Here is a 24,284-nt window from a genome sequence, read left to right on the forward strand (position 1 = left end):
GCACAGACACAGCCTAGGCCATTTGCCACCTGCCATCAGGCCCTTTTTCACCTGTACAACAGTTGTACAGTAGAAGGCCCTCAGCTCTGTTGCAAATGCCCATAGAGCTTGGCGTACAACCCGCCCTCGGCGATCAGCTGCTGGTGACCGCCATCCTCGGCGACATGCCCGCCGTCGAACACCAGCACGCGGTCGGCCTGCTTCACTGCCGACAGGCGGTGAGCGATGATCAGGGTGGTACGGGCGCTGAGGAAGCGGCTCAGCGCCTGATGCAGGTTGTACTCGGTGGCCGCGTCCAGCGCCGAGGTGGCCTCATCGAGAATGACGACCTTGGGCTCGGCCAGCACCATGCGCGCTATCGCCAGACGCTGGCGCTGCCCGCCGGACAGACGCACGCCCGAACGTCCCACCACACTGTCCAGGCCCTGCGGCAGCGCGGCAATGGTGGCGTCGAGCTGGGCAATGCGCAGCGCCTGCCAGCAGGCCTCATCGGTACTCTCGCGGCCCATGGTCAGGTTGGCGCGCACGGTGTCGTTGAACAGCGACGGGTGCTGCAACACCACCGCCACATGCTCGCGCAGGGTTTCCAGGCCGATCTCCTGCAAGGTCGAACCGCCGAAGCGGATGCTGCCGGCCTGGGCGCTGTACAGGCCCAGCAACAGCTGCACCAGGGTGCTCTTGCCGCCGCCGCTGGCGCCGACGATGGCCACCTTCTCGCCGGGTGCGATGGACAGGTTCAACTGGTCCAGCACCGGCTCCTCGCCATAGCCGAAACGCAGCCCGCGCACCTCGATGCCCACGGTGGTCTGCCCCGCGAAAGGGTCGATGCCGCCGGGATACTGCGGCTCGTCGCTGCGCGCCAGCAGCTCGTTGATCCGGCTCAGCGCACCACCTGCCGCGTAGTAGGCGTACTGCAGGTTGAGCAACTGCTCCACCGGGCCGATCATGAACCACAGGTAGCTGAACACCGCCAGCATCTGGCCGATGCTGAGGTCGGAGAACAGCACCGTGAGCATGGCCGCTGCGCGAAAGATGTCGATGCCGAACTGGAACAGCAAGCCACTGGCGCGGCTGCTGGCATCGCTCTTCCATTGCGAGGACACCGCATAGTTGCGCACCTCCTGGGCACGCATGCCCAGGCGCCCGAGAAAGTAGCCCTGGCGGTTACCGGCACGGATTTCCTGGATCGCATCCAGGGTTTCGGTCAGTGCCTGGGTGAAGCGCGAGGTGCTGTCGTTCTCGAGTTTCTTCAGGTGCTTGACCCGCTTGCCCAACTGCACCGTGGCAAAGATCACCAGCGGGTTGAACAGCAGGATCAGCAGCGCCAGCTGCCAGTGCATCCACAACAGGATCGCCGAGGTGCCGGCCAGCGTGAGCATGGCCACCAGAAAGCGGCTGAGGGTTTCACCGACGAACTTGTCCACGGTGTCCAGATCGGTGACCAGGTGCGTGGTCACCGTACCGCTGCCCAGGCTCTCGTACTCGCTCAGCGAGATGCGCTTGAGCCGCTCGATCAGGCGGATGCGCAGCCGGTAGACGATGTCCTTGGCCAGCCCGGCGAACAGCTTGGCCTGCACCACGTTGAAGGCCAGTGCCGCACAGCGCAGCGTCAGGGTGAAGACCAGCATCAGGCCGATGTAGCCGGCCGCCACCTGCCAGCTGGCGGGCAGCAGGTTGTTCATCCACTTGAGCGCCGCATCGCCGTGCCCCAGCAGCACTTCGTCGACCAGCAACGGCAGCAGCAGCGGAATCGGCACACTGCACAGGGCCGCCAGCACGGCCACGCCGTTGGCAGTCCACAGGGCTTTCTTGTGGTGTTGCGCCAGGCGCCGGATCTCGGCCCAGCTCAAGCGATCGACAGGTGCCGGCGTCGGCCCGGGCACCGGGTCGGGGGAGCCAGGCAGGTCAAGCATTGACCGCATGCTCCAGCCAGCGCCCCAGCAGCGGCTGCAGCGCCCCCAGGGCCTGGTAGCCGTTGGTCAGCAGGGCCAGTTGGCCATTGCGCTCGGCGAGCAGGGTCGGGAAGCCCGCGATGCCCAGGTCCTGCACCCAGGTGAAGTCGGCGGCGGTGGCGCTGCGGGTGTCGCCGCTGCTGAAGGCCTCGGCGAAGGCGGCGCGGTCGAAACCGGCCTGCTCGGCCAGCTCCACCAGCTTGACCGGCAGGGTCACGTCTTCGCTGCGCTGGTAGAACGCCTGCTGGATCATCCCCAGCAGCGTCCAGGCCCGCTGCGGGTCCAGGCTGCGTGCAGCCACCAGCGCGCGGCAGGCAGGTTCGGTGTCGTAGACAAAGCCTTCGGGCATCGCGCCCTCGAGCTGGAACGGCTGGCCGGTGGCCTGGTTGACCGCCTGCCAGTGTTCAAGAATGTAGCGCCGGGTGGAGGCATCCAGCGCACTGCTGCCCGAGCGCAGGCCGCCGGGCACCAGGTGGGTGTCCACGCCGGCCTCGCGCGCCTGCCGTATCAGGGCCTCGGCCACGGGTGCGAAACCCCAGCACCAGGAGCACATCGGGTCCATTACATACAGCAGGCGAGCGGTCATCCATCACACCTCGGCTTTGCGATAGTTGTGGCCGATCGGGTGCGGCATGTTGCGGGCCTTGGCCAACTCGATCTGCTTCTGCCGATCGATGGCACTGCGCCGGGTCTTCTCGCTCAGGCTGTCCCAGCAATGCGGGCAGCTGATGCCTGGCGAATAATGCTCGGAGGCCCGTTCTTCCACGCTGATCGGGGTACGACAGGCGTGGCACTGGTCGTAGTCGCCTTCGCTGAGGTCGTGACGCACGGTCACGCGGTTGTCGAAGACAAAGCAGTCGCCCTGCCAGCGCGTTTCTTCCTGGGGAACCTCCTCGAGGTACTTCAGGATGCCACCCTTAAGATGATAGACCGCTTCGAAACCCTCGCCGAGCATATAGCTGGAGGCTTTTTCGCAGCGGATGCCACCGGTGCAGAACATCGCCACCTTCTTGTGCCGGGCAGGGTCGAAGTTGGCCTTGATGTACTCGGGAAACTCACGAAAGGTGGTGGTCTTGGGGTCGATGGCGCCCTCGAAGGTACCAATCGCCACTTCATAGTCGTTGCGGGTGTCGATCAGCAGCACTTCGGGGTCGCTGATCAGCGCGTTCCAGTCCTTGGGCTCGACATAGGTACCGACCGTCCGGTTCGGGTCCACGCCCGGCACGCCGAGGGTCACGATCTCTTTCTTGAGCTTGACCTTGGTGCGGTAGAACGGCTGTTCGTCGCAGTACGATTCCTTGTGATCGATGTCCACCAGGCGTGCATCGCTGCGCAGCCAGGCCAGCAGGCCATCGATGCCTTCGCGGGTACCCGACACGGTGCCGTTGATACCCTCTTCGGCCAGCAGCAGGGTGCCCTTGACCCCGTTGCGCTCCATGGTCTCGAGCAGCGGCTCGCGCAGCTCGACGTAATCTTTCAGGGTGACGAACTTGTACAGCGCCGCCACGACGATAGCTTGGGTCATGCCTTGATTCTCCAGGTGGTCACCCTCGCAAAGGGCGGACCGGGTCGACAATAAAAAACGCGCCGACAGGCGGCGCGTTGCGGATTCTAGCAAAAACCTGAAAGGGATTTCAGTGTTTGCTGCCTCCGGCGCAGGTGGGCGAAGCCGGCGCGCTGCCGACTTTCTGCCATTCCTGCGGGGTGTAGGTGTGCAACGCCAGGGCATGGAACTGCCCCATCAGGTCACCCAGGGTGGCGTAGACCTTCTGGTGGCGCTTGACGCTGTTCAAGCCATCGAACTGTTCGCTGACCAGCACGGCCTTGTAGTGGGTCTGCTGGCCCCGGCTGTGCATGTGGCTCTCGTCCAGCACCTCGAGGTGCTGCGGGGCGAGCGCCGCCAGGCTCTGTTCGATCTTCTGCTGCATCGACATGCTGGGCTCCGCTTAAGGTTTCTTGGCCGGTGCGGCCGCCTTGCCGGCGGACGGGTCCAGCTCGTTGGTCATGTCGGCCAGCAGCTTGTTGACCACCGGCACGGCGCTTTCAAGCTTCTGCTGGGTCAGCTGGGCCGACTGCTGGGTAACGGCAGGCATCTTTTCCAGGACTTTCTTGCCCAGTGGCGACTGGTAGAAGGCGACCAGATCCTTGAGCTCGGATTCGCTGAAGGTGCTGGTGTACAGCTTGATCATGTCCGGCTTGAGCTTGTTCCAGCCGATGGCCTGGTCCAGGGCGGCGTTGGCCTTGGCCTGGTAGGTTTCAAGCACGGCCTTTTTGGACGCCGGCGCCTTGGTCTGCTCGAAGCGCTGGGCAAACATCTGCTGCACCTGCATGTAGACCGGGGTACCCAGTTTGTCGGCGTGCGCCATCACCAGGAATTTTTCAGCGCTGGCGTTGTGGCTGGCGGTATCGGCGAGTGCCTGGCCGCTGGCGCAGACCAGCGCGACAGCCGTGCAGAGGGCGCGAAGACGGGTCATCGAAATTCCTTAAAATAAAAAGAGGGCGTACCCAGAGTAGAGCATTCTGCGCCGACTGGGGCAGCCTGCTCAAGAGGGACGACAGGCAATGGAACCGCCATGCCGAATCAGGGCCTAAACTGCGCAAACAAGCCATTGAAGGAGTGCGTACCGCATGAGCCGTATCGAAACTGACAGCCTGGGCCCGGTTGAAGTTCCTGACGAGGCCTACTGGGGTGCCCAGACCCAGCGCTCGCTGATCAACTTTGCCATCGGCAAGGAACGCATGCCGCTGGCGGTACTGCACGCGCTGGTGCTGATCAAGAAAGCCGCAGCGCGGGTCAATGACCGCAACGGCGACCTGCCGGCCGACATCGCCCGCCTGATCGAACAGGCCGCCGACGAGGTGCTGGCCGGCGAGCATGACGACCAGTTCCCGCTGGTGGTGTGGCAGACCGGCAGCGGCACCCAGAGCAACATGAACGCCAACGAAGTGCTGGCCGGGCGCGCCAACGAGCTGGCCGGCAAGGGCCGCGGCGGAAAGGTGCCGGTACACCCCAACGACCACGTCAACCGCTCGCAGAGCTCCAACGACTGCTTCCCGACCGCCATGCACATTGCCGCCGCACAGGCGGTCAACCAGCAACTGCTGCCGGCCATCGCCGAGCTGTCGGGCGGGTTGGCCGAACTGGCCGCACGCCACATGCAACTGGTCAAGACCGGGCGAACCCACATGATGGACGCCACCCCGATCACCTTCGGCCAGGAGGTCTCGGCCTACGTGGCCCAGCTGGACTACGCCCAGCGCGCCATCCGCGCGGCGCTGCCGGCGGTGTGCGAACTGGCCCAGGGCGGTACCGCCGTGGGTACCGGGCTGAACGCACCGCACGGGTTTGCCGAGGCGATCGCCGCCGAGCTTGCCGCCTTGTCGGGACTGCCGTTCGTCACCGCGCCCAACAAGTTTGCCGCGCTGGCCGGGCACGAGCCGCTGATCACCCTGGCCGGTGCGCTGAAAACCCTGGCCGTGGCCCTGATGAAGCTGGCCAACGACCTGCGCCTGCTCGGCTCCGGGCCGCGCGCGGGGCTGGCCGAGGTGCGCCTGCCGGCCAACGAGCCGGGCAGCTCGATCATGCCCGGCAAGGTCAACCCGACCCAGTGCGAGGCACTGTCGATGCTGGCCTGCCAGGTGCTGGGCAACGACACCACCATCGGCTTTGCCGCCAGCCAGGGCCACCTGCAGCTCAACGTGTTCAAGCCGGTGATCATCCACAACCTGCTGCAGTCGATCGAACTGCTGGCCGATGGCTGCCGCAACTTCCAGCAGCACTGCGTGGCGGGCATCGAGCCAGACCCGCAGCAGATGGCCGAGCACCTGGAGCGCGGGCTGATGCTGGTGACGGCGCTCAACCCGCATATCGGTTACGACAAGTCGGCGCAGATCGCCAAGAAGGCCTACGCCGAAGGCACCACCCTGCGCGAGGCAGCGCTGGAACTGGGGTATCTGACCGATGCGCAGTTCGATGAATGGGTAAGGCCGGAGCAGATGCTCGAGGCCGGCGGCAAAGGCTGAAAAAAGCTCTGCTACGCAGCCCGTCGCGGGTCAAGCCGCTCCCACAAGGCTGTTGGAGTGCCTGTGGGAGCGGGCTTGCCCCGCGATGCGGCCAATGATCACTTCTTGTCTTTCTTGAACGCCGCCTCCAGCGCCTCGTTGATGGTGCGCAGCACCTTCACTCGCGCCCAACGCTTGTCATTGGCCTCCACCAGCGTCCAGGGCGCCACTTCGGTGCTGGTGCGGTCGACCATGTCGCCCACCGCCTCGGAGTACGCGTCCCACTTGTCGCGGTTGCGCCAGTCTTCCTCGGTGATCTTGAAGCGTTTGAACGGTATCTGCTCGCGCTCCTGAAAACGCTCCAGCTGGGTCTGCTCGTCGATCGACAGCCAGAACTTGACCACCACCACGCCAGCGTCGTGCAGTTGCTCCTCGAAATCGTTGATCTCGCCATAGGCGCGCATCCAGTCGGCCTGGCTGCAAAAACCCTCGATACGCTCCACCAGCACCCGCCCGTACCACGAGCGGTCGAACACCGTGAACTTGCCGCGCGCCGGAATGTGCCGCCAGAACCGCCACAGGTAGGGCTGCGCCCGCTCCTCCTCGGTAGGGGCGGCAATCGGCACGATGCGGTACTGACGCGGGTCCAGCGCGGCGGCCACGCGCCGAATGGCACCGCCCTTGCCCGCCGCGTCGTTGCCCTCGAACACCGCCACCAGCGCGTGGCGACGCATGCGCTTGTCACGCAGCAGGCCCGCCAGACGGGCCTGCTCGACAATCAGCTGCTCCTGGTAGTCGTTCTTGTCCAGGCGCAGGGTCATGTCCAGGCTGCCCAGCAGGCTGCGTCCGTCGATGGATTCGCCCAGCGGCGCGATGTTGGTCTGGCGCCCCAGGGTCTTGGCCTTCAAGGCGTTCTGCAGGCCCTCGAGCAGGATCTTGCCCACTGCCAGGCTGCGGTAGTTCGGGTCCACGCCCTCGATGATGTGCCAGGGTGCATAGTCACGGCTGGTGCGGCGCAGCACCCGTTCGCCGAAGCGCACGAACCGGTCATAGGTCTGCGATTGCTGCCAATCCAGCGGGCTGATCTTCCAGCTGTGCAGCGGGTCATCCTTGAGCGACTTGAGCCGCGCCTTCATCTGCTTCTTGGACAGGTGAAACCAGAACTTGAAGATCAGCGCGCCTTCGTCGCACAGCATCTTTTCCAGCCGTTCGGCACCGTTGATGGCCTGGTCGAGCACCGCGTCCTTGAACTGGCCATGCACCCGCCCCTGCAGCATCTGGCTGTACCAGTTGCCGAAGAAGACGCCCATGCGCCCCTTGCTCGGCAAGGCCCGCCAGTAGCGCCAGGCCGGCGGCCGGGCCAGCTCCTCGTCGGTCTGCTGGTCGAAGGTGCGCACCTCGATCAGGCGCGGGTCCATCCACTCGTTGAGCAGCTTGACGGTTTCGCCCTTGCCGGCCCCCTCGATGCCATTGATCAGCACGATGACCGGAAAGCGAGACTGCTGCTTGAGCTCGAACTGGGCTTCGAGCAAGGCTTCGCGCAACGCCGGCACTTCGGCGTCATAGGTTTCTTTGTCGATGGCGTGACCAATTTCGGCGGATTCGAACATACCAGGCTCCCTTCTTGGATAAGCAAGACTAGCGGATCACGCAGCCCTTTGTCGCAAGGCGATCGGCTAGAATGCACGCTTCGCTGTTGCCGAGCCGAACATGAACGACACCCCCGCCACCCCGACCCAGTACGCCCAGATCGAGTGGGATGAACAGGGCCGCCCGTATTCACGCCAGTACGACGACATCTATTTCTCCAAGGAGCAGAGCCTGGAGGAAACCCGTCATGTGTTCATCGAGCAGAACGACCTGCGCCAGCGCTTCGCCGCGATGGCCGACGGCAGTTGCCTGGTGATCGGGGAAACCGGCTTCGGCACCGGCCTGAATTTCTTCTGCGCCTGGCAGGTGTTCGCCGACTGTGCACCGGCCGGGGCACGCCTGCATTTCGTCAGCGTCGAAAAATACCCCCTCAGCCATGCCGACCTGGCCAAGGCCCTGGCCCTGTGGCCCGAGCTGACGCCGTTCAGCCAGCCACTGCTGGCGCAGTACGTGGCGGTGCACGAAGGTTTCCAGCAGTTCGTCTTCGACCAGGGTCGGGTGACCCTGACCCTGATGATCGGCGATGCGCGGGAACAGCTGCCGCAGTTGGACGCCCCCATCGACGCCTGGTTTCTCGATGGCTTTGCCCCGGCCAAGAACCCCGACATGTGGACCCCCGAGCTGTTCGCCCAGCTCGGCCGCCTGTCGGCGCCGGGTGCCACCCTTGGCACCTTCACCAGCACCGGCTGGGTGCGTCGCGGGCTGATTGCGGTGGGCTTCAAGATGAAGCGCATTCCGGGTATCGGCAAAAAATGGGAAGTGCTGCGCGGCGCATTCACCGGCTGGCCCGCCGAGCAAGCGCCGCTCGCGCCGGTTGCCCCATGGTTCGCGCGCCCCGCGCCGCTGGCCGGCCCCCGCGAGGCGCTGGTGATCGGCGCCGGCCTGGCCGGTTGCACCACCGCCGCCAGCCTGGCGGCGCGCGGCTGGCAGGTACGCCTGCTGGAGCGCCACGCCGCCCCTGCCGGTGAAGCCTCGGGCAACCCCCAGGGCGTGCTGTACCTGAAGCTGTCGGCCCACGGCACCGCGCTGTCGCGGCTGATCGTCGCCGGCTTCGGCTACACCCGCCGCCTGCTCGAACAGTTGCAGCGCGGCACCGACTGGGACGCCTGCGGGGTGCTGCAACTGGCCTTCGACGACAAGGAAGACCAGCGCCAGATCAAGCTCGACCAGGCGTTCAGCGACACCCTGCTGCGGCGCCTCGACCAGCCGCAGGCCGAAGCCGTGGCCAGGGTCGGCCTGCCCAGTGGCGGTCTGTACTACCCCGAGGGCGGCTGGGTGCATCCGCCCGCGCTGTGCCAATGGCAGGCCGGGCAACCGAACATCACCCTGCTGCCCCACCATGACGTGGTACAGCTGCGCAAGGTCGACGGCTTGTGGCAGGCATGGGACGGCGAGCGCCTGCTGGCCAGCGCGCCGCTGGTGGTGCTGGCCAGCGCAGCGGACATCCATCGTTTCGAGCCGTGCGCCGAGCTGCCGCTCAAGCGCATCCGCGGGCAGATCACCCGCCTGCCGGCCACCAACGCCAGCCGCGCGCTGGGCACCGTGGTGTGCGCCGACGGTTACGTCGCGCCGCCGCGCCTGGGCGAACACACCCTGGGGGCGAGCTTCGACTTCCACAGCACCGACCTCGCCCCCACCGCTGCCGAACATGCGAGCAACCTGGAGCTGCTGCGGGAAATCTCCGGCGACCTGGCAGAACGCCTTGGCGCTGCCGAGCTGGAACCTGCCAGCCTGCAGGGCCGCGCGGCGTTTCGCTGCACCAGCCCCGACTACCTGCCGATCGTCGGCCCGTTGGCCGACAAGGCGGCGTTCAACCAGGCGTATGCCGTGCTCGGCAAGGACGCGCGACAGCTGCCGGACAGTTCGTGCCCCTGGCTGGAGGGGCTGTATGTGAACAGCGGCCATGGTTCGCGCGGCCTGATCACCGCGCCTCTGGCGGGTGAACTGATCGCCGCCTGGGTCGACAACGCACCCTTGCCGGTGCCGCGCGACGTGGCCGAGGCCTGCCACCCGAATCGTTTCATGTTGCGCGAACTGATACGCGGCAAGGGCAAGCAAGGCTGAAGGCTTATAACAGATTGATCTAAAACTCACAGGATCCGCACCGGTCAGTTCCTATGTGCCCGAATTCAGGGCACCTTCCCCAACGGAAAAACCGGTAAGGACTTATGTGCGGATTAGCTGGAGAGTTTCGTTTCACCCCTGTAGCCAACACACCACGCCCAGCGGACCTGGCCGCGGTCGAACGGATGACCCATCACCTGGCGCCCCGCGGCCCGGATGCCTGGGGCTTCCATAGCCAGGGGCCCATCGCCCTGGGCCATCGGCGCCTGAAGATCATGGACCTGTCCGACGGCTCGGCCCAGCCCATGATCGACAGCCAGCTGGGCCTGTCGCTGGCATTCAACGGCGCCATCTACAACTTCCCCGAACTGCGCGCCGAACTCGAAAGCCTGGGCTATGCCTTCTACTCGGACGGCGACACCGAAGTGCTGCTCAAGGGCTACCACGCCTGGGGCGCCGATCTGCTGCCGCGCCTGAACGGCATGTTCGCCCTGGCGATCTGGGAACGTGACAGCCAGCAGCTGTTCCTCGCCCGCGACCGCCTGGGGGTCAAGCCGCTGTACCTGTCGCGCACCGGCGAACGCCTGCGCTTCGCATCGAGCCTGCCGGCCCTGCTCAAGGGCGGCGACATCAACCCGGTGCTCGACCCGGTGGCACTCAACCACTACCTGAACTTCCACGCCGTGGTGCCCGCCCCGCGGACCCTGCTGGCGAACATCGAAAAGCTGCCACCGGCCACCTGGATGCGCATCGACGCCCAGGGCCGCGCCGAGCAGCACGTGTGGTGGAACCTGCACTACGGCCCACGCACCGATGAACAGCACCTGACCCTGGAAGACTGGCGCGACCGCGTGCTCGACAGCACCCGCGAAGCCGTTGCAATCCGTCAGCGCGCGGCCGTGGATGTCGGCGTGCTGCTCTCGGGCGGCGTCGACTCCAGCCTGCTGGTCGGCCTGCTGCGCGAAGTCGGGGTCGAGGACCTGTCGACCTTCTCCATCGGCTTCGAAGATGCCGGCGGCGAACGTGGCGACGAGTTCCAGTATTCGGACCTGATCGCCAAGCACTACGGCACCCGCCACCACCAGTTGCGCATCGACGAGCGCGAAATCATCGAGCAACTGCCAGCCGCGTTCCGCGCCATGAGCGAGCCGATGGTCAGCCACGACTGCATCGCCTTCTACCTGCTCTCGCGGGAAGTGGCCAAGCACTGCAAGGTGGTGCAGAGCGGCCAGGGTGCCGACGAGCTGTTCGCCGGCTACCACTGGTACCCGCAGGTGGACGGCGCCAAGGACCCGTACGCGGCCTACCGCGAGGCCTTCTTCGACCGCAGCTACGACGAGTACCGCGACACCGTGCAGCCGGCCTGGCTGCTGGGCAATGACGCCGCCGGCGACTTCGTGCGCCAGCACTTCGCCCAGCCCGGCGCCAGCGCGGCAGTCGACAAGGCCCTGCGCCTGGACAGCACGGTGATGCTGGTCGACGACCCGGTCAAACGGGTCGATAACATGACCATGGCCTGGGGCCTGGAGGCTCGCACGCCGTTCCTCGACTACCGGCTGGTGGAGCTGTCGGCGCGGGTGCCGGCCCAGTTCAAGCTGCCCGATGGCGGCAAGCAGGTGCTCAAGGAAGCCGCGCGACTGGTCATCCCCAGTGAAGTCATCGACCGCAAGAAGGGCTACTTCCCGGTACCGGGCCTCAAGCACCTGCAAGGCGCCACCCTGGACTGGGTACGCGAGCTGCTGCTGGACCCGAGCCAGGACCGCGGCCTGTTCAACCCGGCCATGCTCGACCGCCTGCTCAGCGACCCGCATGGGCAACTGACGCCGCTGCGCGGCTCCAAGCTGTGGCAACTGGCCGCGCTGAACCTGTGGCTCAGCGAACAAGGAATCTGATCGATGAAAGCCCATGCCTCACCCTATGGCCAGCGCCTGCTGCGCGGCCAGGTGCCGTCCTATGAACGCCTGCAGGCGCAACTGGCCGGCGACGGCAGCGACCCGCACGACCAGCCGCGCTGGTTGCATTGCGGTTGGGGCCGGCTGCTGATCGGCCACACCTACCCCGACCCGGCCAGCCTGGCGGCGGCCCTGGCCAAGGAGCAGCCCGGCGAGCGCGATATCGCGCTGTACGTGGCCGCCCCCCAGCAGGTACTGGCCCAGGCGCCGCAACAGCTGTTTCTCGACCCCTCCGACACCTTGCGCCTGTGGTTCAGCGACTACCGCCAGGCGCAGCGAGTGTTTCGCGGCTTTCGTATCCGCCGCGCACAGAGCGACAGCGACTGGGCAGCCATCAACGAGCTGTACGTGGCCCGTGGCATGCTGCCGGTCGACCCGGCGCTGATCACTCCGCGCCACCAGGGCGGCCCGGTGTACTGGCTGGCCGAAGACGAGGACAACGGTGCGGTGATCGGCAGCGTGATGGGCCTGAATCATCAAAAGGCCTTCGACGACCCGGAGCACGGCAGCAGCCTGTGGTGCCTGGCCGTGGACCCCAACTGCACCCGGCCCGGGGTCGGCGAAGTACTGGTACGCCACCTGATCGAACACTTCATGAGCCGCGGGCTGAGCCACCTCGACCTGTCGGTGCTGCACGACAATCGCCAGGCCAAGCGGCTGTACGCCAAGCTGGGCTTTCGCACCCTGCCCACCTTCGCGGTCAAGCGCAAGAACGGCATCAACCAGCCGCTGTTCCTGGGGCCGGGGCCGGAGGCCGGGCTCAACCCCTATGCGCGGATCATCGTCGAGGAAGCCTACAAGCGCGGCATCGATGTGCAGGTGGACGATGCCACCGCCGGGCTGTTCACCCTCAACCACGGCGGACGCCGGGTGCGCTGCCGCGAGTCGCTCAGCGACCTGACCACCGCCGTGAGCATGACCCTGTGCCAGGACAAGAGCCTGACCCACAAGGTGCTCGAAGCCGCCGGCCTGAGCCTGCCGGCGCAACAGCTGGCGGGCAACGCCGCCGACAACCTGGCCTTTCTGGAAGACCACGGCGCGGTGGTGGTCAAGCCGCTGGATGGCGAACAGGGCAACGGCGTGGCGGTCAACCTGACCTGCCTGCAAGACCTGGACGCCGCCATCGAGCACGCGCGCCAGTACGACAGCCGCGTGTTGCTGGAAAGCTTTCATGAAGGGCTGGACCTGCGCATCGTGGTCATCGGCTACGAGGTGGTGGCCGCCGCGATTCGTCACCCGGCCTCGATCGTCGGCGACGGCCAGCACGCCATCGGTGCGCTGATCGAAGCCCAGAGCCGCAGGCGCCAGGCCGCCACCGGTGGCGAAAGCAAGATCCCGCTCGACGCCGAGACCCAGCGCACCCTGCACGCCGCCGGGGTCGACTACGACACCATTCTGCCCGCCGGCCAGCGCCTGGCCGTACGGCGTACCGCCAACCTGCACACCGGCGGCTGCCTGGAGGACGTCACCGCACGCCTGCACCCGACCCTGGTGGATGCCGCCGTGCGGGCCGCCCGCGCCCTGGACATTCCGGTGGTCGGCCTGGACCTGATGGTCAAGGCCGCCGACCAGCCCGACTACGTGTTCATCGAAGCCAATGAACGGGTCGGTCTGGCCAACCACGAACCCCAACCCACTGCCGAACGCTTCGTCGACCTGCTGTTCCCGCACAGCCGGCCGGTGCCGTGACAACGCCCCACGAGGAGTCCGCATGCCTGATCAATTGCCCGAACCGGACCTGACCTATCTGCAGAAGGTCCTGCTGGAAATGCTCGCCATCCCCAGCCCCACCGGCTTCACCGACACCATCGTGCGCTACGTGGCCGAGCGCCTGGAAGAACTGGGTATCCCCTTCGAGCTGACCCGGCGCGGCACCATCCGCGCCACCCTCAAGGGCCGCAAGAGCTCGCCCGACCGCGCCGTTTCGGCGCACCTGGACACCATCGGCGCCAGCGTGCGCACCTTGCAGGACAACGGCCGCCTGGGCCTGGCCCCGGTCGGCTGCTGGTCGAGCCGTTTCGCCGAGGGCAGCCGGGTCAGCGTGTTCACCGACACCGGCGTGTTTCGCGGCAGCGTGTTGCCGCTGATGGCAAGCGGGCACGCCTTCAATACCGCGGTCGACCAGATGCCGGTGAGCTGGGAGCACGTCGAGCTGCGCCTGGATGCCTACTGCACCACCCGCGCCGACTGTGAAACCCTGGGCATCGGCATCGGTGACTTCGTGGCCTTCGACCCGTTGCCCGAGTTCACCGAAAGCGGCCATATCAGCGCCCGTCACCTGGACGACAAGGCCGGCGTCGCGGCGCTGCTGGCCTCGCTCAAGGCCATCGTCGAAAGCGGCATCCAGCCACAGATCGACTGCCATCCGCTGTTCACCATCACCGAAGAAACCGGCTCGGGGGCCGCCGCCGCATTGCCGTGGGACGTCAGCGAATTCGTCGGCATCGACATCGCCCCGGTCGCCCCCGGCCAGCACTCCAGCGAACACGCGGTCAGCGTGGCCATGCAGGACTCCGCCGGCCCCTACGACTACCACCTGTCGCGCCACCTGCTGAGCCTGGGCCGCGAGCACAACCTGCCGGTGCGCCGCGACCTGTTCCGCTACTACTTCAGCGACGCGCATTCGGCGATCACCGCCGGGCATGACATCCGTACCGCGCTGCTGGCGTTCGGCTGCGACGCCACCCACGGCTACGAGCGCACCCATATCGACAGCCTGGCTGCCCTCAGCCGCCTGCTCAGCGCCTACCTGCTCAGCCCGCCGGTGTTCGCCAGCGATTCCAAGCCCACCGGCAGTTCGCTGGAAAGCTTCAGCCACCAGCTGGAACACGACGCACAAATGGAAAGTGATACCCGCGTACCGGCGGTGGACAGCCTGGTTGGCCAAAAAGGCTAGCCACTGCAGGCCACATGCAGGAAAGGTTTCGCGTAGCATGTGCGAAACCTTTCCTGATTCTGTAGCTTTTTTATGTTGATACCCTACGACCAGCTCGAAGCCGACACCCTCACCCGCCTGATCGAAGACTTCGTCACCCGCGACGGTACCGACAATGGCGACGACACCCCGCTGGAAACCCGTGTACTGCGCGTGCGCCAGGCGCTGGCCAAGGGGCAGGCGGTGATCCTGTTCGACCTGGACAGCCAGCAGTGCCAACTGCTCGCCAGGCATGAAGTGCCCCGCGAGCTGCTCGACGATCAGTGATCAGGCGCCCAGGCCGCCCTTGCCCAGTTGCTCGGCGATACGCCGATAGATTTCTGCACGGTGCACCTCCACATCGCGTGGTGCGCAGATGCCGAAACGCACCGTGTTGCCGTCTACCGACAGTACCTTGATCTTGATGTCGTCATCGATGGTGATGACCTCGCCGACTTCGCGCCCTATGACCAGCATTCTCCAATCCTCCACATCAGGGGAGAGTGAAGACTGAACCGGGTGCTGAAACGGTTCAACGCTCTGACAGGCAAATAGACAATTCCCACAACTTTGCGGGAATTTGCCTACAAGATCCTACCCGCTCAGCTGTTTTGCAGACGTGGTCCGATCACGATGATGGTGGCGCCGATCACGCACAGCAGCGCACCGAGCCAGTCGCTGCCCATCGGCCGGGCACGCTCCACCACCGCCAGCCACAGCAGCGAAGTGACGATATAGATGCCGCCATAGGCGGCGTAGGCGCGCCCGGCGTAGGCCGCCTCGACGCGGGTCAGCAGCAGGCCGAACAGGGTCAGGCTGAGCAGCGCGGGGGCGATCCACCAGCCGCTCTTGCCCAGCCGCAGCCACATGTAGAAGGCATAACAGCCGGCGATCTCGAACACCGCCGCCAGAAAGAACCACACATAATTCATCACGTCCGCTGCTACCCGCGCAAAAGCGCCTAGCATACCGTAGCGAACAGCCTACGCCTGCGTCTGACGCCCCTTGGCACGCATTCGCACGGCCATCTCGGCCATTTCGTCATACAGCGCCTGCGGGTCGCGCTGCTTGAGCTGCCAGGCCAGGCACCCCTGCTCGTGGGGCAGAATCATGAAGTCACCGCGCGCCACCCCCTCGTAGATATAGCCGGCAATGTCGCTGGCGCTGATCGGCGAGCTTTCCAGCAGTTTGCCCACCTGGGCCTTCATTGCCGGGGTGGGGCCGCGGAACGAATCCAGCAGGTTGGTCTGGAAGAACGACGGGCACACCACGTGCACCGCCACCTGCTGCTGGCGCAGCTCCACCAGCAGGCTTTCGGACAGCGCCACCACCCCGGCCTTGGCCACGTTGTAGTTGCTCATGGCCGGCCCCTGCATCAGCGCCGCCATGGACGCGATGTTGATGATGCGGCCCTTGCTGCGTTCGAGCAGCGGCAGGAACGCCTTGCAGCCCTTGACCACGCCCATCAGGTTGATCGCGATCTGCCAGTCCCAGTCTTCCAGCGACAGCTCGGCAAAAAAACCGCCCGACGCCACCCCGGCGTTGTTGACGATCACATCGATGCCGCCGAGCTTTTCTTCGCAGGCCTGGGCCAGGGCGGTGAGCTGGCTGTAGTCGCGCACGTCGCAACGCTGGACGAAGCCCTCGCCGCCCGCCTCGCGCACCAGCGCGAGGGTCTGCTGCAGGCCGGCCTCGCCGATGTCGCTCAGGGCCAGTTGCCAACCCTCGCGGGCCCAGCGTAGGGCAATCTCGCGGCCAAGGCCGGACCCGGCGCCAGTGATCATCATGCGGTTTTGCATAGCCGGATGCCTTGTTCCTGAAGTTGAAGGCCAGTGTAGCGAAGGGTGCAGCGACGCCCACGCTGTATCAGGATGCTGAATGGCGCGGGCAAACACATATCGAACTAAACTTTTAGTTGCCTGTGGGAGTCCGAATTAACAGGCGGACATGAACGTCATGACCGAAGAGATGGATCGCAACTGCACACGCTGATTACCGTACTCAACAAAAGGACTCTGCCATGGGCACCATACTTATCATCATCCTGATTTTGCTGTTGATCGGTGGCTTACCCGTTTTCCCGCACTCCAGAAGTTGGGGCTACGGCCCGTCCGGCATCATTGGTACCGTGCTGATCATCCTGTTGATCCTGTTGTTGCTCGGCAAGATATAGAAACCCGGGGGTGCAATGGCCCCCACATAAAAAAACGGCCCGAAGGCCGTTTTTTTATTGCTCAGGACTCAGTGCGAAACAGCACCGCTTGCCCCCAGGCCGGTTTGCGACCGGACAAACTGCGGGAAGAACAGCGCACGCTCGTCATCCGCTGCCTTGGACTTGTCGGTAACCGAGAAGAACCAGATACCGGCAAAGGCAATCAGCATCGAGAACAGCGCCGGGTACTCATACGGGTAGATGGCTTTCTCGTGACCCAGGATCTGCACCCAGATGGTCGGACCGAGCACCATCAGGCCCACCGCACTTACCAGCCCCATCCAGCCGCCGATCATGGCGCCACGGGTGGTCAGCTTCTTCCAGTACATCGAAAGCAGCAGTACCGGGAAGTTGCAGCTGGCCGCGATCGAGAACGCCAGGCCGACCATGAACGCGATGTTCTGGCTTTCGAACAGGATACCCAGGCCGATGGCCAGCACACCCAGTGCGACGGTGGTGATCTTCGACACGCGGATCTCGTCCTTGTCGTTGACCTTGCCCTTGCGCCATACGCTGGCATACAGGTCATGGGACACCGCCGAGGCACCGGCCAGGGTCAGGCCGGCAACCACTGCCAGGATGGTGGCGAAGGCCACTGCCGAGATGAAGCCCAGGAAGATGCTGCCGCCCACGGCGTCGGCCAGGTGCACCGCAGCCATGTTGTTGCCGCCCAGCAAGGCGCCTGCTGCGTCCTTGAAGTCCGGGTTGGTGCTGACCAGCAGGATCGCGCCGAAGCCGATGATGAAGGTCAGGATGTAGAAGTAGCCGATGAAGCCGGTTGCATACAGCACGCTCTTGCGCGCTTCCTTGGCGTCGCTCACGGTGAAGAAGCGCATCAGGATGTGCGGCAGGCCAGCGGTACCGAACATCAGCGCCAGGCCCAGCGAGAACGCGGAGATCGGGTCTTTGACCAGGCCGCCCGGGCTCATGATCGCCTCACCCTTGGGGTGAACCTTGATCGCTTCGGAGAACAGCGCATTGAAGTCGAAGTTGACGTGCTTCATCACCATCAGCGCCATGAAGCTGGCACCGGACAGCAGCAGCACCGCCTTGATGATCTGTACCCAGGTGGTTGCGAGCATGCCGCCGAACAGCACGTACATGCACATCAGGATACCCACCAGGATGACCGCCACGTGGTAGTCCAGGCCGAACAGCAGCTGGATCAGCTTGCCGGCGCCGACCATCTGCGCGATCAGGTAGAACGCCACCACCACCAGCGAGCCGGAGGCCGACAGGGTGCGGATCTGCTTTTGCCCGAGGCGATACGAGGCCACGTCGGCAAAGGTGTACTTGCCCAGGTTGCGCAGGCGTTCGGCGATCAGGAACAGAATGATCGGCCAGCCCACCAGGAAGCCGATCGAGTAGATCAGGCCATCGTAGCCGGAGGTGTATACCAGTGCGGAAATACCCAGGAAGGAGGCTGCCGACATGTAGTCGCCGGCAATCGCCAGGCCGTTCTGGAAGCCCGTGATTCGCCCGCCTGCGGCGTAGTAGTCAGAGGCCGACTTGTTGCGCTTGGAAGCCCAGTAGGTGATGCACAGGGTGGCACCGACGAAGGCGACGAACATCAGGATCGCCGAGACGTTCAGGGGTTGTTTGTGCACCTCGCCGGTCAGGGCGTCGGCGGCCCAGACGGCAGGCGCGAAAGCGCCAAAGGCCAGTGTTGCCAGTAGACGCCGGATCATTGCTGAGCCTCCTTCAGGATCGCGTTGTTCAGCTCGTCGAACTCACCGTTGGCACGACGTACGTAGATGCCGGTCAGCACGAAAGCCGAAACGATCAGACCCACACCCAGCGGGATACCCCAGGTAATCGAGGAGCCGGGGCTGAGCTTGGCACCCAGAATCTGCGGGCCGTAGGCAATCAACAGGATAAAGGCGGCGTAGAGGCCGAGCATGATCGCCGAGAGAATCCAGGCGAAGCGTTCACGTTTTGAAACCAGCTCCTTGAACCGCGGGCTGTTTTGTATCGAGAGATAAATGCTGTCGTTCATTGTTTTTGTCCTCGCAGCACAGATTGGGTAGTACCACGCCACTTTATGCTGCCTTGGGACGCACTCCAGACGACCTTAGTCTTAGATGTAAAACTCTTTTACCGGCTACGTAACAGCCGCCCATGCAAAGGGCCGCGCGGTGGCAAAACACCGCGCGGCCCTGGAAGGTGCCAGATAGAGGCCTTAGGCCATTATTTTGCGGTCCACTCGGCGACCCGCTCGGGGTGCTTGGCGACCCACTCCTTCGCCGCAGCGTCCGGCTTTGCGCCTTCCTGGATGGCCAGCATGACTTCGCCGATCTCGTCCTTGGATTGCCACGAGAACTTCTTCAGGAACGCTGCGACTTCCGGCGCCTTCGTATCGAGTTCCTTGCTGCCGATGCTGTTGACCGTCTCGGCGGCGCCGTACACGCCTTTGGGGTCTTCGAGAAAACGCAGCTTCCACTTGGCGAACATCCAGTGCGGCACCCAGCCGGTGACCACGATGGGCTGCTGCTTGGCGTAGGCGCGCCCCAGTTCAGAGGTCATGGCAGCGCCGGAGCTGGCCTGCAGCTTGTAGCCGGCAAGGTCGTAGTCCTTGATCGCCTGGTCGGTCTTGAGCATCACCCCGGACCCGGCGTCGATGCCGACGATCTTCTTCTTGAAGCCGGCATCGCTTCCGAGGTCGGCGATCGACTGCGCCTTGACGTATTCGGGCACGATCAGGCCAATCCTGGCGTCCTTGAAGTTGGGGCCGTAGTCGACCACGTTGTCCTTGTTCTTGGCCCAGTATTCGCCATGGGTCACCGGCAGCCAGGCCGACAGCATCGCATCGAGCTTTCCGGTGGCCACCCCCTGCCACATGATGCCGGTGGCCACCGGCATCAGCTTGACGTCATAACCGAGCTTCTGCTTGATCACCTCGGCCGCCACATGGGTGGTCGCCACGCTGTCGGACCACCCATCGACGTAGCCGATGCTTACTTCCTTGGCCATGGCCAGGCTGGTGCCCATGGCCAGTATCAGGGCAGTGCCCGCCCCCAGGAGTCGTCGCATTTTCATCAAGGCATCCCCTCGTCACGTCACGGAACCTGCATCATCAACCGCCACTGGCGGCCAACCTGCTCTGTCAGCGACGTCGAAACATCGAGAAACGACATCACAACGCCAGCCAGGCCCGCTACCGGCCGGCATTTGCAGGTAGTATTGGCGGCTTTGTTTCCTGACCGGTCCGCGCCATGCCCTCGACTGCCCGCTTCCCGCTGCTGCCCTACCTGTTTGCCTGCCTGCTTGGCCTGTTCGCGTTGGGCGGGCTCTGGTACGGGCTCGGCAAGCCGGTATCGCTGCCGGACGCCGCCAGCCCCACGCACAAGCTGCAATGCGTCTCCTACACGCCCTTCGACAAGGACCAGTCGCCGTTCGACCAGCCCTTCACCCTGCGCCCGGAGCGCGTGGAGGCCGACCTCGCCCTGCTTGCACAGCGCTTCGAATGCATCCGCACCTACTCGATGACGGGCCTGGAAGCGATCCCGCAGCTGGCGCGCAAGTACGGCCTGAAGGTGATGTTCGGGGCCTGGGTGAGTGCCGACCCGCTGGTCACGGCCAAGGAGATCAAGGCCCTGATCGCCACCGCCAATGCCAACCCGGACATCACCCGCGCCGTGATCGTGGGCAACGAGGTGCTGTTGCGCAAGGAAGTGACGGGCGATCACCTGGCCGATCTGATCCACCAGGTGAAAAGCCAGGTGCAGGTACCGGTGACCTACGCCGACGTGTGGGAGTTCTGGCTGCAGCACCCACAGATCGCGCCGCAGGTGGACTTCGTGACCATTCACCTGCTGCCCTACTGGGAAGATGATCCCAAGGGCATCGACGAAGCGCTGGCCCACGTTGGCGAGATCCGCCAGGTGTTCGGCAACCGCTTCGCGCCCAAGGACGTGATGATCGGCGAAACCGGCTGGCCCAGCGAAGGGCGCCAGCGCGAGACCGCCCTGCCCAGCCGGGTCAACGAAGCGCGCTTCATTCGCGGGTTCGTCGCCATGGCCGAGCAGAATGGCTGGCATTACAACCTGATCGAAGCCTTCGACCAGCCGTGGAAGCGCGCCAGCGAAGGCGCGGTGGGCGGTTACTGGGGGCTGTACGATGCCGACCGGCAGGACAAGGGCATACTCGAAGGCCCGGTGAGCAACCTGCCGTTCTGGCCGCAGTGGCTGGGCATCGGCGTGCTGCTGTTCGCCGCCACCCTGGCCCTGGCCGGGCCGGTGCGCGGCGTGCGTGGCGCCCTGGCGCTGCCCTTGCTGGCCGCACTGGGGGCCGCCAGCCTGGGGTTGTGGGGCGAGCTGGTACGGGTCAACAGCCGCTTCGTTGGCGAGTGGTTGTGGGCCGTGCTGCTGGCGGGGCTCAACCTGGTGGTACTGGCCCATGGCGCGCTGGCGCTGGCACAGCGCAGTGGCTGGCGTGAGCGCCTGTTCGCCTGGCTGCAGGCGCGTGCCGGCTGGTGGGTGATGGCGGCCGGCTTCGCGGCGGCGGTGAGCATGCTGGCGCTGGTGTTCGACCCGCGCTACCGCAGCTTCCCGAGCCCGGCGCTGGTGCTGCCGGCGGTGGTGTACCTGCTGCGACCGGTGCGGGTGGCGCGCGCCGAGGTGGCCTTGCTGACCTTCATCGTCGGCGCCGGGATTGCGCCGCAGCTGTTCATCGAGGGCTTGAGCAGCCAGCAGGCGCTGGTGTGGGCCCTGGTGAGCGCGCTGATGGCCGCGGCGCTGTGGCGCTGCCTGCGGATCAGGCAGGGCTGAGCGTCGGCTCTTCGCCGGCAAGGCCGGCTCTGCAGGGAGGCGTTGAACCCGGTAGGCGCCGGCCTTGCCGGCGAACGATACAGCGTGAGCCTCAGGCCGTGCGCCGCACCAGCCGCAACCCCGCCAGCACCAGCGCGAACGCCGCCAGGCTCACGGTGTACAGCGCCAGTGCCGGCAGCCCGAACACCAGTGACAGCACCGCCAGCCACCAGCCGGCCCGACGCGGCATCAGCGTCGCCACCACGGCCAACGCCAGGGCGACCCAGCCCGGCACCCGCAAGTGGATCATCAGGCCCAGCGTGGCGCGCAACTGGCACTCCCAGCTCACCTGGGGCGAGCTGCACACACCGACCCACCTGACATCCTCCATGAAGCCGTAACGCACCCCATAGCAGGCCGCAGCCCACAGCGACAGGCACACAAGCAAGGCAATCAGCGGCAAACGGCGGGACATGACAACTCCGGAAACAGGAAAACGGCGCCCAGCATAATCCCCCACCGGGCCTGTGCAAGGCAAAAGCGGCGGCCTGAGCTACTTTTATCAGCAAAGAAACAAAACCCGCTGTTGCCCTGGCACTGGCCCGCACGGCAACATCGGGGACGGTAAATGCCGGGGCACAAGGCAACTTTGCCGATAGCACGAGTGTCCTAGCCTGCAGTACACACTTTGCCTTGCCTTTCCTGGGGATCCGTCATGCTTCGATCACTGCGCCTTGCTGCCCTGCTGGGTGGCCTCTTGATGAGTGCGGCCGCGTCTGCGGTGGATGTCGATGCGGCCACCTATGGCTACCCGCTGACCAATCCCTTCGAGGCGACGATCGCCTCCACACCGCCCGACCTGCGCCCCGAACTGCCGACCGACGATGACATCGATCAGTCCGACTACAGCCTCAACCTGCGCCCCGAACGCGAGTTCACCCTTCCGGACAACTTCTGGGCGGTCAAGAAGCTGCGCTATCGCCTGGCCCGACAGGACCACGAGGCGCCGCTGATCTTCCTGATCGCCGGTACCGGCGCGCCCTACACCAGCAGCCTCAACGAGTACCTCAAGCGCCTCTACTACAAGGCCGGCTACCACGTGGTGCAGCTGTCATCGCCCACCAGCTTCGACTTCATCAGCGCCGCCTCGCGCTTCGCCACCCCGGGCGTGAGCGCCGAAGACGCCGAAGACCTGTACCGGGTGATGCAGGGCGTGCGCGCCCAGCACCCGCGCCTGCCTGTCAGCGAGTACTACCTCACCGGCTACAGCCTCGGTGCCCTCGACGCAGCCTTCGTCAGCCACCTGGACGAAACCCGGCGCAGCTTCAACTTCAAGCGCGTGCTGCTGCTCAACCCGCCGGTCAACCTCTACACCTCGATCAGCAACCTCGACAAGCTGGTGCAGACCGAGGTCAAGGGCGTGAACAACAGCACCACCTTCTATGAACTGGTGCTGACCAAACTCACCCGCTACTTCCAGCAAAAAGGCTACATCGACCTCAACGACGCACTGCTCTACGACTTCCAGCAGTCGCGCCAGCACCTGAGCAACGAGCAGATGGCGATGCTGATCGGCACCTCGTTCCGCTTCTCGTCCGCCGATATCGCCTTTACCTCCGACCTGATCAACCGCCGCGGCCTGATCACCCCGCCCAAGTACCCGATCACCGAAGGCAGCAGCCTCACGCCGTTCTTCAAGCGTGCGCTGCAATGCGACTTCGACTGCTACCTGACCGAGCAGGTCATTCCCATGTGGCGCGCGCGCACCGATGGCGGCAGCCTGCTGCAGCTGATCGACCAGGTGAGCCTGTATGCCCTCAAGGACTACCTGCAAAACAGCCCGAAAATCGCCGTGATGCACAACGCCGACGATGTGATCCTGGGCCCCGGCGACATCGGCTTTCTGCGCAGCACCTTTGGCGACCGCCTGACCCTGTACCCGCATGGCGGGCACTGCGGCAATATCAATTACCGCGTCAACAGCGACGCGATGCTGGAGTTTTTCCGTGGTTAAAAAACTTCTGATCGTGACGGCGTTGCTCGCCGCAGGCCTGGTACAGGCCGATGAGATCCCGGCGCGAGCCAGCGTGATCGAAGCCGACGGCTTCACCGATCCGCTCAAGGAACTCAAGTTCAACCCCGGCCTGGACCAGCGCGAGTTCGAGCGTTCGACCCTGACCGCGCTGAACGTCTACGACCCGTTCGAGTCGGTGAACCGCCGGCTGTACCACTTCAACTACCGCTTCGACCAGTGGGTGTTCCTGCCGGTGGTCAATGGCTACCGCTACATCACCCCAAGCTTCGTGCGCACCGGGGTCAGCAACTTCTTCAGCAACCTGGGCGATGTGCCCAACCTGCTCAACAGCCTGCTGCAGTTCAAGGGCAAGCGCTCGATGGAGATCACCGCGCGCCTGCTCTTCAACACCACCCTGGGCGTCGCCGGCCTGTGGGACCCGGCGACCAAGATGGGGCTACCGCACCAGAGCGAAGACTTCGGCCAGACCCTGGGCTTCTATGGCGTGCCGGACGGCCCGTACCTGATGCTGCCGATCCTGGGCCCGTCGAACCTGCGCGACACCGGCGGGCTGGTGGTGGACTACAGCGCCGAGAACTGGATCAACTTCCTCAACATGGCCGAGGTCAGCAGCGACAACCCGGAGGTCTGGGTACTGCGCGCCATCGACAAGCGCTATACCACCAGCTTTCGCTACGGCCAGCTGAACTCGCCGTTCGAGTATGAAAAGGTGCGCTACGTGTACACCGAGGCACGCCGCCTGCAGATCGCCGAGTAGC

23 protein-coding genes are annotated in these 24,284 nt (G+C 65.1%); 10 read left to right on the forward strand and 13 right to left on the reverse strand.

The features are described 5' to 3' along the window. Window positions 1-80 precede the first annotated feature (80 nt). The 5 genes from DN388_RS00875 to DN388_RS00895 all read right to left on the reverse strand — a co-directional run bounded on the left by DN388_RS00875 (window position 81) and on the right by DN388_RS00895 (window position 4,426). Window positions 81-1,913 carry an ABC transporter ATP-binding protein gene (locus DN388_RS00875; RefSeq protein ID WP_043862669.1) on the reverse strand — a complete coding sequence of 611 codons (1,833 nt, stop codon included), beginning with the start codon at window positions 1,911-1,913 and terminating at the stop codon, window positions 81-83. Then, a complete protein-coding gene (locus DN388_RS00880; protein ID WP_043862668.1) occupies window positions 1,906-2,538 on the reverse strand; it encodes a DsbA family protein in 633 nt (210 codons plus the stop codon). The genes DN388_RS00875 and DN388_RS00880 overlap by 8 nt, the downstream gene beginning before the upstream one ends. A 3-nt stretch (window positions 2,539-2,541) precedes the next feature. After that, window positions 2,542-3,477, reverse strand: a complete 936-nt coding sequence (locus DN388_RS00885; RefSeq protein WP_043862667.1) for a rhodanese-related sulfurtransferase — start codon at window positions 3,475-3,477, stop codon at window positions 2,542-2,544. A gap of 109 nt (window positions 3,478-3,586) precedes the next feature. Further along, window positions 3,587-3,886, reverse strand: a complete 300-nt coding sequence (locus DN388_RS00890) for a BolA family transcriptional regulator (protein ID WP_043862666.1) — start codon at window positions 3,884-3,886, stop codon at window positions 3,587-3,589. A gap of 12 nt (window positions 3,887-3,898) precedes the next feature. Beyond that, complete coding sequence (locus DN388_RS00895) at window positions 3,899-4,426, reverse strand: DUF2059 domain-containing protein (protein ID WP_043862665.1); 528 nt, start codon at window positions 4,424-4,426, stop codon at window positions 3,899-3,901. A gap of 154 nt (window positions 4,427-4,580) precedes the next feature. On the opposite strand from DN388_RS00895, the gene DN388_RS00900 reads away from it, so the two are divergent. Then, complete coding sequence (locus DN388_RS00900; RefSeq protein WP_043862664.1) at window positions 4,581-5,975, forward strand: class II fumarate hydratase; 1,395 nt, start codon at window positions 4,581-4,583, stop codon at window positions 5,973-5,975. 98 nt (window positions 5,976-6,073) lie between these two features. Here DN388_RS00900 and pap read toward each other — a convergent pair whose 3' ends face one another. Continuing rightward, the gene (gene pap, locus DN388_RS00905; RefSeq protein ID WP_054915862.1) at window positions 6,074-7,564 is read right to left on the reverse strand and encodes a polyphosphate:AMP phosphotransferase; all 1,491 of its coding nucleotides are present in this window, start codon (window positions 7,562-7,564) and stop codon (window positions 6,074-6,076) included. A gap of 100 nt (window positions 7,565-7,664) precedes the next feature. Here pap and mnmC point away from each other — a divergent pair, with 100 nt between their 5' ends. From mnmC to DN388_RS00930, 5 genes are all read left to right on the forward strand, one after another. Then, on the forward strand, window positions 7,665-9,668 hold the full coding sequence (mnmC, locus tag DN388_RS00910; protein WP_196932754.1) for a bifunctional tRNA (5-methylaminomethyl-2-thiouridine)(34)-methyltransferase MnmD/FAD-dependent 5-carboxymethylaminomethyl-2-thiouridine(34) oxidoreductase MnmC: 2,004 nt from the start codon (window positions 7,665-7,667) through the stop codon (window positions 9,666-9,668). Window positions 9,669-9,772: 104 nt separating this feature from the next. Next, window positions 9,773-11,560, forward strand: a complete 1,788-nt coding sequence (locus DN388_RS00915; RefSeq protein WP_043862661.1) for an N-acetylglutaminylglutamine amidotransferase — start codon at window positions 9,773-9,775, stop codon at window positions 11,558-11,560. Window positions 11,561-11,563: 3 nt separating this feature from the next. Further along, a complete protein-coding gene (gene ngg / locus DN388_RS00920) occupies window positions 11,564-13,309 on the forward strand; it encodes an N-acetylglutaminylglutamine synthetase (protein WP_058541030.1) in 1,746 nt (581 codons plus the stop codon). A 22-nt stretch (window positions 13,310-13,331) separates the two neighbouring features. Next, window positions 13,332-14,516: an osmoprotectant NAGGN system M42 family peptidase gene (locus tag DN388_RS00925; protein ID WP_043862659.1), complete on the forward strand. Its 1,185-nt coding sequence runs from the start codon at window positions 13,332-13,334 to the stop codon at window positions 14,514-14,516. A 72-nt stretch (window positions 14,517-14,588) separates the two neighbouring features. After that, window positions 14,589-14,822 carry a YheU family protein gene (locus DN388_RS00930; RefSeq protein WP_043862658.1) on the forward strand — a complete coding sequence of 78 codons (234 nt, stop codon included), beginning with the start codon at window positions 14,589-14,591 and terminating at the stop codon, window positions 14,820-14,822. Here DN388_RS00930 and csrA read toward each other — a convergent pair whose 3' ends face one another. The 3 genes from csrA to DN388_RS00945 form a co-directional block, all read right to left on the reverse strand. Further along, window positions 14,823-15,011 carry a carbon storage regulator CsrA gene (gene csrA / locus DN388_RS00935; RefSeq protein ID WP_043862657.1) on the reverse strand — a complete coding sequence of 63 codons (189 nt, stop codon included), beginning with the start codon at window positions 15,009-15,011 and terminating at the stop codon, window positions 14,823-14,825. It abuts the gene before it with no gap. A 125-nt stretch (window positions 15,012-15,136) separates the two neighbouring features. Beyond that, on the reverse strand, window positions 15,137-15,469 hold the full coding sequence (locus DN388_RS00940) for a YnfA family protein (RefSeq protein WP_054915866.1): 333 nt from the start codon (window positions 15,467-15,469) through the stop codon (window positions 15,137-15,139). Between the two features lie 48 nt (window positions 15,470-15,517). Continuing rightward, window positions 15,518-16,333, reverse strand: coding sequence for an SDR family oxidoreductase (locus tag DN388_RS00945; RefSeq protein ID WP_213606106.1), 816 nt, complete (start codon window positions 16,331-16,333; stop codon window positions 15,518-15,520). A 221-nt stretch (window positions 16,334-16,554) separates the two neighbouring features. Here DN388_RS00945 and DN388_RS00950 point away from each other — a divergent pair, with 221 nt between their 5' ends. Beyond that, window positions 16,555-16,707 carry a DUF3309 family protein gene (locus DN388_RS00950; protein WP_010224169.1) on the forward strand — a complete coding sequence of 51 codons (153 nt, stop codon included), beginning with the start codon at window positions 16,555-16,557 and terminating at the stop codon, window positions 16,705-16,707. Between the two features lie 68 nt (window positions 16,708-16,775). Here the strand turns inward: DN388_RS00950 and DN388_RS00955 are convergent, their stop codons facing one another. The 3 genes from DN388_RS00955 to DN388_RS00965 all read right to left on the reverse strand — a co-directional run bounded on the left by DN388_RS00955 (window position 16,776) and on the right by DN388_RS00965 (window position 19,782). Beyond that, the gene (locus DN388_RS00955; RefSeq protein WP_043862654.1) at window positions 16,776-18,434 is read right to left on the reverse strand and encodes a cation acetate symporter; all 1,659 of its coding nucleotides are present in this window, start codon (window positions 18,432-18,434) and stop codon (window positions 16,776-16,778) included. Next, on the reverse strand, window positions 18,431-18,742 hold the full coding sequence (locus DN388_RS00960) for a DUF485 domain-containing protein (RefSeq protein WP_043862653.1): 312 nt from the start codon (window positions 18,740-18,742) through the stop codon (window positions 18,431-18,433). The genes DN388_RS00955 and DN388_RS00960 overlap by 4 nt, the downstream gene beginning before the upstream one ends. Window positions 18,743-18,933: 191 nt before the next feature. After that, complete coding sequence (locus DN388_RS00965) at window positions 18,934-19,782, reverse strand: glycine betaine ABC transporter substrate-binding protein (protein WP_054915868.1); 849 nt, start codon at window positions 19,780-19,782, stop codon at window positions 18,934-18,936. A gap of 176 nt (window positions 19,783-19,958) precedes the next feature. Here DN388_RS00965 and DN388_RS00970 point away from each other — a divergent pair, with 176 nt between their 5' ends. Then, window positions 19,959-21,512 carry a beta (1-6) glucans synthase gene (locus tag DN388_RS00970; RefSeq protein WP_254996422.1) on the forward strand — a complete coding sequence of 518 codons (1,554 nt, stop codon included), beginning with the start codon at window positions 19,959-19,961 and terminating at the stop codon, window positions 21,510-21,512. Window positions 21,513-21,603: 91 nt separating this feature from the next. Here the strand turns inward: DN388_RS00970 and DN388_RS00975 are convergent, their stop codons facing one another. Then, window positions 21,604-21,966 carry a hypothetical protein gene (locus DN388_RS00975; protein WP_254996424.1) on the reverse strand — a complete coding sequence of 121 codons (363 nt, stop codon included), beginning with the start codon at window positions 21,964-21,966 and terminating at the stop codon, window positions 21,604-21,606. Between the two features lie 240 nt (window positions 21,967-22,206). Here DN388_RS00975 and DN388_RS00980 point away from each other — a divergent pair, with 240 nt between their 5' ends. Together DN388_RS00980 and DN388_RS00985 are read left to right on the forward strand one after the other, a co-directional pair. Then, window positions 22,207-23,505 (forward strand): serine/threonine protein kinase, encoded by a 1,299-nt coding sequence (locus DN388_RS00980; protein ID WP_043862649.1) that lies wholly within the window; start codon window positions 22,207-22,209, stop codon window positions 23,503-23,505. Further along, on the forward strand, window positions 23,498-24,283 hold the full coding sequence (locus DN388_RS00985) for a VacJ family lipoprotein (RefSeq protein WP_054915870.1): 786 nt from the start codon (window positions 23,498-23,500) through the stop codon (window positions 24,281-24,283). Before DN388_RS00980 ends, DN388_RS00985 begins: the two co-directional genes overlap by 8 nt. Window position 24,284: the final 1 nt, after the last annotated feature.

The organism is Pseudomonas sp. S12(2018) (assembly GCF_024355235.1).
GTDB classification, from domain to species: Bacteria; Pseudomonadota; Gammaproteobacteria; order Pseudomonadales; family Pseudomonadaceae; genus Aquipseudomonas; species Aquipseudomonas palmensis.

What these genes read in the sequence shown, in the direction of transcription:
- DN388_RS00875 (WP_043862669.1), bottom strand. Translation starts at nt 1,913, where the DNA reads ATGCTTGACCTGCCTGGCTCCCCCGACCCGGTGCCCGGGCCGACGCCG.
- DN388_RS00880 (WP_043862668.1), bottom strand. Translation starts at nt 2,538, where the DNA reads ATGACCGCTCGCCTGCTGTATGTAATGGACCCGATGTGCTCCTGGTGC.
- DN388_RS00885 (WP_043862667.1), bottom strand. Translation starts at nt 3,477, where the DNA reads ATGACCCAAGCTATCGTCGTGGCGGCGCTGTACAAGTTCGTCACCCTG.
- DN388_RS00890 (WP_043862666.1), bottom strand. Translation starts at nt 3,886, where the DNA reads ATGTCGATGCAGCAGAAGATCGAACAGAGCCTGGCGGCGCTCGCCCCG.
- DN388_RS00895 (WP_043862665.1), bottom strand. Translation starts at nt 4,426, where the DNA reads ATGACCCGTCTTCGCGCCCTCTGCACGGCTGTCGCGCTGGTCTGCGCC.
- DN388_RS00900 (WP_043862664.1), top strand. Translation starts at nt 4,581, where the DNA reads ATGAGCCGTATCGAAACTGACAGCCTGGGCCCGGTTGAAGTTCCTGAC.
- pap (WP_054915862.1), bottom strand. Translation starts at nt 7,564, where the DNA reads ATGTTCGAATCCGCCGAAATTGGTCACGCCATCGACAAAGAAACCTAT.
- mnmC (WP_196932754.1), top strand. Translation starts at nt 7,665, where the DNA reads ATGAACGACACCCCCGCCACCCCGACCCAGTACGCCCAGATCGAGTGG.
- DN388_RS00915 (WP_043862661.1), top strand. Translation starts at nt 9,773, where the DNA reads ATGTGCGGATTAGCTGGAGAGTTTCGTTTCACCCCTGTAGCCAACACA.
- ngg (WP_058541030.1), top strand. Translation starts at nt 11,564, where the DNA reads ATGAAAGCCCATGCCTCACCCTATGGCCAGCGCCTGCTGCGCGGCCAG.
- DN388_RS00925 (WP_043862659.1), top strand. Translation starts at nt 13,332, where the DNA reads ATGCCTGATCAATTGCCCGAACCGGACCTGACCTATCTGCAGAAGGTC.
- DN388_RS00930 (WP_043862658.1), top strand. Translation starts at nt 14,589, where the DNA reads ATGTTGATACCCTACGACCAGCTCGAAGCCGACACCCTCACCCGCCTG.
- csrA (WP_043862657.1), bottom strand. Translation starts at nt 15,011, where the DNA reads ATGCTGGTCATAGGGCGCGAAGTCGGCGAGGTCATCACCATCGATGAC.
- DN388_RS00945 (WP_213606106.1), bottom strand. Translation starts at nt 16,333, where the DNA reads ATGCAAAACCGCATGATGATCACTGGCGCCGGGTCCGGCCTTGGCCGC.
- DN388_RS00950 (WP_010224169.1), top strand. Translation starts at nt 16,555, where the DNA reads ATGGGCACCATACTTATCATCATCCTGATTTTGCTGTTGATCGGTGGC.
- DN388_RS00955 (WP_043862654.1), bottom strand. Translation starts at nt 18,434, where the DNA reads ATGATCCGGCGTCTACTGGCAACACTGGCCTTTGGCGCTTTCGCGCCT.
- DN388_RS00960 (WP_043862653.1), bottom strand. Translation starts at nt 18,742, where the DNA reads ATGAACGACAGCATTTATCTCTCGATACAAAACAGCCCGCGGTTCAAG.
- DN388_RS00965 (WP_054915868.1), bottom strand. Translation starts at nt 19,782, where the DNA reads ATGAAAATGCGACGACTCCTGGGGGCGGGCACTGCCCTGATACTGGCC.
- DN388_RS00970 (WP_254996422.1), top strand. Translation starts at nt 19,959, where the DNA reads ATGCCCTCGACTGCCCGCTTCCCGCTGCTGCCCTACCTGTTTGCCTGC.
- DN388_RS00975 (WP_254996424.1), bottom strand. Translation starts at nt 21,966, where the DNA reads ATGTCCCGCCGTTTGCCGCTGATTGCCTTGCTTGTGTGCCTGTCGCTG.
- DN388_RS00980 (WP_043862649.1), top strand. Translation starts at nt 22,207, where the DNA reads ATGCTTCGATCACTGCGCCTTGCTGCCCTGCTGGGTGGCCTCTTGATG.